Annotated in this window: 7 protein-coding genes and 1 pseudogene; 3 read left to right on the forward strand and 5 right to left on the reverse strand. The window is 65.3% G+C overall.

From position 1 onward, the window contains the following. From E1288_RS45040 to E1288_RS45055, 4 genes are all read right to left on the reverse strand, one after another. Positions 1 to 287, reverse strand: a 287-nt coding sequence (locus tag E1288_RS45040) for a flavodoxin-dependent (E)-4-hydroxy-3-methylbut-2-enyl-diphosphate synthase (protein ID WP_165968624.1), incomplete at its 3' end; no start/stop codon positions are given. Beyond that, positions 287 to 2,086, reverse strand: a complete 1,800-nt coding sequence (locus E1288_RS45045) for a 1-deoxy-D-xylulose-5-phosphate synthase (RefSeq protein WP_235884263.1) — start codon at positions 2,084 to 2,086, stop codon at positions 287 to 289. The genes E1288_RS45040 and E1288_RS45045, both read right to left, overlap by 1 nt. Positions 2,087 to 2,102: 16 nt before the next feature. After that, the gene (gene ispH, locus E1288_RS45050) at positions 2,103 to 3,185 is read right to left on the reverse strand and encodes a 4-hydroxy-3-methylbut-2-enyl diphosphate reductase (protein ID WP_328592574.1); all 1,083 of its coding nucleotides are present in this window, start codon (positions 3,183 to 3,185) and stop codon (positions 2,103 to 2,105) included. Between the two features lie 172 nt (positions 3,186 to 3,357). Continuing rightward, positions 3,358 to 4,323: a polyprenyl synthetase family protein gene (locus tag E1288_RS45055; RefSeq protein WP_235884264.1), complete on the reverse strand. Its 966-nt coding sequence runs from the start codon at positions 4,321 to 4,323 to the stop codon at positions 3,358 to 3,360. A gap of 1,428 nt (positions 4,324 to 5,751) precedes the next feature. Between E1288_RS45055 and E1288_RS45065 the strand changes: the two genes are divergently transcribed. The 3 genes and pseudogenes from E1288_RS45065 to E1288_RS45080 all read left to right on the forward strand — a co-directional run bounded on the left by E1288_RS45065 (position 5,752) and on the right by E1288_RS45080 (position 8,801). Continuing rightward, positions 5,752 to 6,852 carry a terpene synthase family protein gene (locus E1288_RS45065; RefSeq protein ID WP_132495329.1) on the forward strand — a complete coding sequence of 367 codons (1,101 nt, stop codon included), beginning with the start codon at positions 5,752 to 5,754 and terminating at the stop codon, positions 6,850 to 6,852. A 199-nt stretch (positions 6,853 to 7,051) separates the two neighbouring features. Further along, positions 7,052 to 8,290, forward strand: a pseudogene (locus E1288_RS45070) (IS701 family transposase). A gap of 238 nt (positions 8,291 to 8,528) precedes the next feature. Then, positions 8,529 to 8,801, forward strand: coding sequence for an RNA-dependent RNA polymerase family protein (locus E1288_RS45080; protein ID WP_207954922.1), 273 nt, complete (start codon positions 8,529 to 8,531; stop codon positions 8,799 to 8,801). A 528-nt stretch (positions 8,802 to 9,329) separates the two neighbouring features. On the opposite strand, the gene E1288_RS47720 is transcribed toward E1288_RS45080, so the two are convergent. Further along, complete coding sequence (locus tag E1288_RS47720) at positions 9,330 to 9,566, reverse strand: hypothetical protein (RefSeq protein WP_165968623.1); 237 nt, start codon at positions 9,564 to 9,566, stop codon at positions 9,330 to 9,332. Positions 9,567 to 10,002: the final 436 nt, after the last annotated feature.

The following is a 10,002-nucleotide window of genomic DNA, read 5'->3' on the forward strand; positions in this document are numbered from 1 at the left end:
ATGTCGGCGATGACCGGGATCTGCGACTTCTTCGCGATGGCGGGCAGCGCCTCCGCGTCGTCCGCGCTGGGGCAGGCCACCCGGACGATGTCGCAGCCCGCGGCGGTCAGCTCGGCGATCTGCTGCAACGTGGCGTTGACGTCCGCGGTGAGAGTGGTGGTCATGGATTGGACGGCTACGGGGTGGTCACTGCCGATGCCGACGGAGCCGATCTGGAGTTGGCGGGTCTTGCGGCGTTCGCTCAGTACCGGGGGTGGGGTCGCGGGCATGCCAAGCTGAACGCTCATCACAGTCCTTCGTCGCGGAGGATGCTGTCGGTGATGCCCTCGGCGTCGAGCCCGCAGTCGCGGGCGAGCTGTTGCGGGGTGCCGTGGCGCAGGAAGCGCCCGGGGATTCCGAACGAACGGACGGGCGCGCTGACACCGGCGTCGCCGCAGGCGCGGGCGACCGCGTCGCCGACGCCACCGCTGCGCAGGCCGTCCTCGACGACGTAGACCGTGCGGTGGTCGCGGGCGAGGTCGAGCAGGCCCGAGTCGATCGGCAGCACCCATCCCGGGTCGACGACGGTGACGCCGATTCCGCGCCAGGTCAGCGCTTCCGCAACCGCCAAGCAGGTCGGTGCGGTGGCACCGACGGCCACCAGCAGCACATCGTTGCCGCCCGGCAGCAGCACCTCGACGTCACCGACCCGGCAGACCGCGGGGATGTCCTCGCCGATGGACGCCTTCGGGAAGCGGATCGCCGTCGGTCCGTCCTCGGTGTCGACCGCCTCCTGGAGCAGCCGCCGCAGCCTGGCCGCGTCACGGGGGCAGGCGACCCGCAAACCGGGCACCATGGCCAGCATCGACAAGTCCCACATGCCGTGATGGCTCGGACCGTCCGGCCCGGTGATGCCGGCACGGTCGAGTACGAATGTCACGGGCAAACGATGCAGGGCGACGTCCAGCAGAACCTGGTCGAACGCCCGGTTCAGGAACGTGGCGTAGATGGCGACCACGGGGTGCGTGCCGCCCATGGCCAGCCCGGCCGCCGAGGTGACGGCGTGCTGCTCGGCCATGCCGACGTCGAAGAACCGGTCCGGGAACCGCTCGGCGAAGGTGCCGAGCCCGACGGGCAACGGCATCGCGGCCGAGATCGCGACCACGTCCTGCCGCCGCTCACCGATCGCTGCGATCTCCCGCTCGAAGACCGAGGTCCAGGAGGGCTTTCCGGCGCTGACCGGTTTGCCGGTGGCGGGGTTGATCAGACCACAAGCGTGCATCCGGTCCGCCTCGTCCTGCTCGGCGGGCGGGTAGCCCTTGCCCTTGACGGTCACGCAGTGCACGATCGTCGGCCGACCGGTGGCGCGGGCCGCGGACAGCGCCGCCTCCAGCGCCTCGGTGTCGTGACCGTCGACCGGGCCGAGGTAGGTCAGTCCCAGATCCTCGAACAGCGGCTTGGCCCGCGGGTTTTCCCGCAGCTCCCGCAGGTGCGCGGCGACCGAGCCGACCGTGGCGCTGTAGGATCGTTCGTTGTCGTTGAGCACGATGACGATGGGGTTGCGGGTGTCGCCGATGTTGTTCAGCGCCTCCCAGCACATGCCGCCGGTCAGCGCTCCATCGCCGATGACCGCGACCACGTGGCGGTCGGACTCGCCGTTGATCGCGAACGCCTTGGCCATGCCGTCGGCGTAGGCCAGCACGGTCGACGCGTGCGAGTTCTCGATCACGTCGTGCTCGCTCTCGGCCCGCGACGGGTAGCCCGACAGGCCGCCGTACTGCCGCAGCGAGGCGAACCCGGTGGCGCGGCCGGTGACGAGTTTGTGCACGTATGCCTGGTGCCCGATGTCGAACAGGATGCGGTCCTGCGGCGAGTGGAACACCCGGTGCAGGGCCAGGGTGAGCTCCACGATGCCCAGGTTCGGCCCGAGGTGACCACCGACCGCGGACACCGAGGTCACCAAGAACTCGCGGATCTCGGCGGACAGTTCGGCCAGGTCGGCATGGTCCAGCCGACGCAGGTCGGCGGGCCCGGCGACGGTTTCCAGCAGCGCAGTGCGCTGCCGTGGCACCGGAACTGACGCGATGAAGTCGCTGACGGTGGTCACGGTCACTCCCGAAGGGTCAGGACACCGAGCGAACGGCGCTGGGAAGTCCGAATTGGATGGTTTCGGTCGTCGTCTCGATCTGCTGCACATCCAGCGGGCCCAACCCGCCCAGTGCGCGCACGATCTCGTCGATCAGGTTCGGTGGCGCAGATGCGCCCGCGGTCAGTCCGATCATGCTGGCCCCAGCCAGCCACTCCGGCCGGATGTCAGTGACATCGTCGATCCGGTGCGCTGGGGTGCCGCCACGCTCGGCCAGTTCCGCCAGACGAACCGAGTTCGAGGAGTTGGCGGAACCGACCACCAGCACCAGGTCGGCCTGGTCCGCAACCGCGCGCAGCGAATTCTGCCGGTTCGTAGTCGCGTAGCAGATGTCGTCGGAGGCCGCGCCGCGTAGCGCGGGGAACTTGGCGCGCAACGCCTCCACCACGTCGGCGGTCTCATCCACCGCGAGCGTAGTCTGGGTCAGGTAGGAAACCCGTGACGGGTCGCCAATGTTCAGTTTGTCCACATCGGACACGGTTTCGACAATCACGGTCTGTTCTGGCGCCTCGCCGAAGGTGCCCTCCACCTCTTCGTGGCCACGGTGTCCGATCAGGACAACGGTGTCACCGCGATCGGCATACCGGCGTGCCTCGGAGTGAACCTTGGACACCAGCGGGCAAGTCCCGTCGATGACCCGTAGTCCCCGCCGGTCGGCCTCGTCGCGGACTGCGGGCGACACGCCGTGTGCGGAGAAGACGACCGTCACGCCGTCCGGCACCTCGTGGAGCTCGTCCACGAACACCGCGCCGCACTTCTCCAAGTCCCGCACGACGTGCTTGTTGTGCACGATTTCCTTGCGGACGTAGACCGGATTGCCCGCTGCCTGCTCTAGTGCACGTTCGACGATGCTGATCGCGCGCTCCACGCCGGCGCAGAACGAGCGTGGGCTGGCCAGCAGCACCGTGCGGGGCGCGGCCACCGACAGCCAAATGCCGAGCAGACTGTCCACTATGGTAAGGGTTCGCTGGTCGTCGCTAATGGCGAGCAGGTCAAGGTCGCCACTACGCGGAGCCGACGCGATCTGCTCGCCGACGCCAACGTCCACATGGGTCGGCACGGTGCTGATGCCGTGCCGGCGCAGCTCACCGACCAGCAGCGGTGCGGCCGCGCAGTCCGAGGGCAGCCGGTCGGCGAGACGGTAGCTGCTTGCGACGAGGACCTCACCGCTCGGGGCCCGATCGGTGGGCGTTGCCCTGATGTGCCGGACGAGTGGATGCACGACCTTCTCCTCAGCTGTTGCGACGGGTGACAAGTTCGGCGAGTACGAGCAGTTCCGATTTGGCCTGCTCGTCGAGGTGGACGGCCTCCAGCGCCGCGAGGGCATCGGCGAGCTGCTCCTGGGCGTGACGCTGGGTCGCCTCGTGACTGCCGGCCCGTTCCAGCAGCAGCGTCATCTCGGTGATCTGCTCTGGCGTGAAGTCCTCGGGCTGGGCGTAGCGTTCGGCTAGTTCGGTAGCGGCCGGGCCGCCCGCGCGCAGTGCGTTCACCACGGGGTACGACTGCTTCCGCCGCACCAGGTCCGCGCCGGCCGGTTTGCCGGTGACCGCCGTGTCGACCCAGATTCCAAGCAGGTCATCGATGAGCTGGAACGTCAGGCCTAGGTGCTCGCCGAAGTCTCGCAACGCCTTCCGCTGCTGATCGTCCCCACCGGCGAGCAGCGCGCCCAGCTCGCACGAGGCGCCCAGCAGCGCGCTCGTCTTGCCCCGGACCATGGTCAAGTACTCGCCGGTGTCGACGTCGTTGCGTTCCTCGAAGGACAGGTCGGCGCTCTGCCCCTCACATAGCTCGGTCACGCACTGGGCGAGCACGTCTACCGCGGTCGCGGTGCAGGCGGGAGACCCCGTGGCGGCCAGTGCCTGGAACGCTGCGGCCAGGATTACGTCACCGGCCAGGATCGCCCGGTTGACGCCGAAGACGGACCAGGTGGTCGGCCGGTGCCGGCGCATCTCGTCGGCGTCCATCACGTCGTCATGCACCAGCGAGAAGTTGTGCACCAATTCCACTGCGACGGCCGCGCCGACCGCGACCTCCGGTGCGCCGCCGACCGCCTGGGCAGACAGCAGCGTCAGCGCGGGCCGGATGCCCTTGCCGGCCGGTGCCTGGCACGGCTCGCCAATCGCGTCCCACCACCCGAGGTGGTAACCGGCCAGGTGCAGCATGGAGTCCGGCAGCCGACGCACCGCGGCACACAGCACCGGTTCGATGGTGGTCCGGCTCCACCCGAGGACCTCGCTGGCCGATCGGTGTGCCGTGTCTTGCGAGAGGGAAGATTCCCTCTGACCTGGGATGATTGTTCTTGATGAGAGATACGTCGTCTCAAGAGTCACGGCGTCCTCATTTCGCAGAGCTGGTTAGGATGTGGCCGCCGTCTCGCGGCGACACCGAAAATCTCGAAGCAGAGTGGGGCGTGCCACATCAGTAGTCGAAACGTACGCTTGTACCTCTGGTCATTGTTAGCGGTCGCGGAGGTTAGCCCGGACGTACATGGGTAAGCGGAATCGCCGACCTGCCCCCGGACTGAGTGAGAACCATCCACTCGAGGCAGGTCTAGATACTTGTCACGGATACCGCGTTTTTGCTCAACGAATGTGACCAAGCCAGACTGTGCGGCAGGTGGCTCTTTCACAAGAGAGAGTTTCAACAGGCGAAACCAGCCAGGGCATACAAAACTGACGGAGATGCTTGACATCGGGGCTTCCTGATCATCAAGAGTTGCTGGTGAGTGAGTCCCAGTTGGACCGTCAGGCGCTTCGGCGTCGGGCGGTCCTGCGTCATGTCGAGGAAGTCTCCGGAAACGTGGCCATGACCTGCCGTTACTTCGGTATCAGTCGGCCGACGTACTACAACTGACTCCGCCAGTACGACACAGAATGATCTTAGTGTTGACGCCTTCGACGGGGCCGTTGCTGTAAGGCAGAGACAGGCCGGCGATCGCGGCGTCGTGGTCCTGATCGAGGCCGCGCAAGAAGTTCATGGACGAGGCGGAGTAGTCGCTTGCCGCCACCGGGCCGGTTCGTCGTCGGCGTCAAGGAATCCGGTCAATGCCAGCATGGCCTCGAACCTCGTGTTTCACTGCGCGGAACACGCACTGGTCATGGGCTTTCCTCGTGCTCATCCTCAAACCATGCGCCAGACACTTCGCACGGCCCCGGACTCGATTCCTCCGTTTCTCTGGCTACCCCACACGCACGCAACCGCCTCGGCCATTTACCGCGCTCATCGACTAGTCTCAAAGTTATCCTGCCTTGGCCCAGTCCCGGAACCAGCTGAGTGAGCCGGAAACCCCAGCGCTGTCACTTTCTGACAAGGTTGATTCCGCTCTTCGGAACGAGCACGTTCAGTGTTCTGCTTGCTAGCGATTCTTTGCTCGGACAGATCGGACTCCGAAGTTGCCAGGAAGGTGCTGCAGACGATGACGAAGGTAACTCGCAGGCAATGAACCATCTCAGACAGAAGACCGACGCCCCCGGCGACGAAGTACGACACTGGCCCGGTCGTGACCACGGCGGCCGCCGCGTACTAACGACTGCTGGGGCCAGCACGCTGCACGTGACCTTCTATCGAGTATGGAGGCACAGCCCTATCAGTGTGCGGCTGTTGAGTTCAAGAAGGCGGTGTATGACATGACCGAGATTCCCGAGTTCGAGATGCCATTCCCGGAATGCGGACCCAGCCTTACGCTGCCAGATGCCGAGGCGGCCATGTGGTGCTGGATCGACGACTTCGAGTTGTGTCCGACGCAGGCCGCACGTGACCACATGCGCCGCACCAATCCCGCGATGCTCGCCGCGCTGTTCTTCCCTCGCGCGGACGCAACCGCCCTCACACTCGCGAGTCAGCGGCTGGCATGGGCCTTCGCGGTGGACGACCAGTTCGACAACGGTGGGGGAATCGGAAGCGACCCGGTGCGATGCAAGGAGGCAGTAGTCGCCCTGCTGAACTCGATGAGGCCGGAGCTCGGACCTCCAACATCCACGCTCGGACGCGCGTGTGCAGATCTCTGGGAGCGCTCGCAGGAAGGGCGTTCCAGCGAGTGGCTGAAATCGATCCAGCAACAGATGTCCGCGTGGCTTTGGTCCTACTACGTCGACACGGTCGATCGCGTGGTCGACCGCAGGCCCGCGCTGTGGGAGTTCCAACAGCAGCGCCGTCACGCGTTCGGCGCACACTGGGACGCGGACTGGTGCGAGTCGGTCGCGGGGGTCAACCTCCCGACGAGCGTGCGCCGCCACCCTGGGTTCCGGGCCCTACGCGAGGCGCTGCTGGATCACAAGGTGCTCGTGAACGACATCTACTCGCTGGACCGTGAGCTAGCCGCCGGACACCGACACAACACTGTGCTGGTCATCCAGCACGAAAACGGGTTGTCGTTGTCCGAAGCAGTCGAACAGGTAAATCTGATGGCCACCGCTTGCGTGCAACGGGTGAGTAAGGCGTTGCACGAGTTGCCGGGCCAACTGGCCGCAGCTTCCATCTCCGGTCAACACTATCAGGACGCCTTGCAAGTCATCGAAGCCTACCGCGATCAACTGCGTGGCAACTTCGATTACCATGCCCATGGTAGGCGGTACGAGGTCGAGAGATACGACCACCCGGAGGAATTGCGTTCCGGAACCCCCGCTTACACGGTGGATCTTCTGAGTGTTTCTGGTGCGCCTCACGGCGCACCAGCGCCTCGTCGCGCACCGGAAACCGTGCAAGAGCCCACATTCGGCCGACGTTGACAAGGTGACTTCGTGCTGGCCACGGAGCAGCGGGCAGGTTTAGTACTCCAGTAGTACTTCGTGATCTTGCTGGTCGGGGTGGCGCGGAACAGGTGCGGCCACCGTTGATCATGGTGTTTGTGAGGACAACCAAAGCTCAGGCGGTGGACGCTGCCGCCAGCGTAGACCCTGTCGGTTGGCAGGGATGTTCGAGTCCGTGATGGCCCGGATCGCTCGCCGATTCCCTCGTGTTGAGCCACGTCGGACCGCGCACGCGTTCGTGGTGGGTCTTCTGGCCGGTCTTCCCCGCATGAACTGCTGGACGATCTCCGAGTACGCCGGGGATGCCACACCGGACAAGATGCAGCGCTTGCTTTCCAGAGCGGTGTGGGATGCCGACGCGGTGCGCGATGACATCCGGCAGATCACGGTGCAGCAGTTGGGAACAAGCGAGGCGATGCTGGTGGTCGATGAGACAGGGGACATCAAGAAAGGCACGAAAACGGTTGGTGTGCAACGCCAATACACCGGCACGGCAGGCCGTATCGAAAACGCTCAAGTAGGAGTGTTTCTGACCTATGCCACCACGGCTGGACACACACTGATCGACCGCGCGCTGTACCTCCCCCGGAACTGGACCGATGACCCCGCCCGCTGCGCAGCCGCCGGAGTGCCCGACGACACCGCTTTCGCCACCAAACCCGCGTTGGCTACGCGGATGATCGGCCGCGCATTGGACGGCGGGGCCTAGGTGGGGTGGGTAGCCGGTGACGAGGTCTACGGTGCCGATCCGGGACTGCGCAACGAGCTGGAAACCCGTGAGTTGGGCTACGTGCTTGCCGTGTCCTGCGACGCGCCGATCACCACCGCGACGGGCACGATGCGAGCCGACGCGATAGCCGCGAGCCTGCCCAAACGGGCGTGGCAACGCCTCTCGGCCGGTGAGGGCACCGAAGGGCACCGCTACTACGACTGGGCCTGGATCGACATCCACACCCCCGACCAGGACGGGCACCACTGGTTGCTGATCCGCCGCCACCGACGCACCGGGGAGCCGGCCTTCTACCGCTGCTACGCACCCCACTACGTTCCGCTGGCCACGCTCGTGCGCGTTGCCGGCCGACGCTGGACGATCGAGCAAGACTTCCAGACCTCCAAAGGCCAAACCGGACTGGATGAGCACCAGGTCCGCACCTGGACCTCCTGGCACCGGTGGACGACCCTCGTGCTGCTCGCCCACCTGTTTTTAGCCATCGCCGCCGCGACAGCGCGAGCCACACCAGCCCCCGATGGATTGATCCCGTTGACACTCAACGAAATCCGGCACTTATTAGCCGAACTCGTACTCACACCCCTGCGCTCCGCCCAGCACATCCTGCAGCGCTCACACTGGCGACGGCGACACCAACACCGCACCCAACAAGCCCACTACCAGCAACAACAAAGCCACGAACCATGAACATCACGAACTACTGCCGTAGTACTAGGCAACCACTGTGATCGTGCCGCTGCTAACAAGGTGCCCCGGAAGCGGCAGTCCGTCCCAGCTCTGCTTTTGTGCCGCGACGCGGCCAATGATGCCGAGCTGCTCGTACTGCGACATGAGAACTCGCTGCTGCGCCTCGCCTGCGGTCCTGCGTTTCTTCTGGTGCCGTGGGATCGAGTACTGGGGCAACAAAGGCGCACGCACGGCAGGAGTGGACGGCGAGACCGCCCACAACATCGAGTCCGAGTGTGGGGTGGAGAAGTTCCTGGAACTGCGGACTTCGTTGAAAGACCGTAGCTTCCGGCCTCCACCGGCGCGACAACGGGCGATTCCCAAAGCGAACGGCAAAGCCCGCTACCTCGGAATCGCCACTATCCGCGACCAGGTAGCCCAAGCCTCTGTGAAACTGGTGCTGGAGCCGATTTTCGAGGCGGAGTTTCACCCGTGCTCCTACGGGGTTCCGTCCGAACCGCCGGGCTCATGACGCGGTGGCCGTGTCCACAGTGGCTTGTCGGCCCGCCGTTCTGGCGAAGTCGTGCAGAGAGACGTTCGCTACGCTCATATAGGTGAAGATGATTCGAATTTTGAATCAAGGTGTGTCACGTCCACACCTGCCTGAGGCTGTCTCGCGAGTGGTGTTTTCGGCCTGACGCGCCGGGCTGAGATCCGGCGGGATGGGCGCTGTGACTGATGACATCGGATGCTGTGAGTCCATTTAGGCATGAGGAGGGGGCCGGGCGGCAGTCCTCCCCGGAGCATGCCGCGGTGGCGGCGATGGTGGCCAGGCCCGCCTGGATCCCACCGGGGCAGGCCGCACCCGATGGACGATGCGCTTGAAACCCGTGATCAACGCGTTCGCCATCGCCTTCAGCGACCGCTGGCCCGCCGCGGAAACCTGCTAACCAACCACGCCGTAAACACCATTCCTGCTACGGCCTGCTGTGCACCCGCTATCCGGAGTCGGCCGCTTCGTGTCCTGCCTGGCCTCACCGGACTCCGACTACATGACCGGTCAGTCAGTGATGATCGACGGCGGCATCCAGTTCTCCTGATCGCTGTCGCCTCCATCGTCGCCGTTGTTGCTGTCCCACGATGGCGCTGTTTCTTCTTCGGTTGCACTGCCATGAGCACTGCGGTCGCGGCCATCGCCAACAAAACCAGCCCCAAGTATCAGGTCCGGCGAGCTCAGATTGCCTGGATGTGGCTCTCCGGGCCCGGTCACTGAAGGGCGGCAATCCGAAGTGGACAATGTATCAAGGATGTTGCTGAGACGACTGCCGCTGAAGTGCCGGGAGGTCGCCGGCCCGCAGAGGTCGACCGGCTAGGTCTTGACCACTTCGTCGTCGCCTTCGCGATCACCTTCGAAGGACGTACCCTCCCCGCCAACGATCAGTTACCCCTCGCAAGCATCGCAGCTGCACCGGAACTAGCCCTCTGAGACGGTACGCCCCCTCCCAGTTGCCCACAGGTTTCAAGCATCGCTCCGTCGTACGGCGAATCGCAGCGTTGCGAGAGTCCCAGTGCGGTCGGCTGCGAAAGATAGCAGGAGGCTTTTTGGGCAGACTTACTGGCCTCCATCCGGACCGCGTCCAAATTCATCGAATCAACCGGGCCCGCGACGGACATCCCGGCCACAATCCGCCTATCCGCCCCGAAGATCGGAACCGCAACCTCAGCTTCGTCAC

Origin of the sequence: Saccharopolyspora elongata, from assembly GCF_004348985.1 — a bacterium.
In the GTDB taxonomy this organism is placed as follows: Bacteria; Actinomycetota; Actinomycetes; order Mycobacteriales; family Pseudonocardiaceae; genus Saccharopolyspora; species Saccharopolyspora elongata.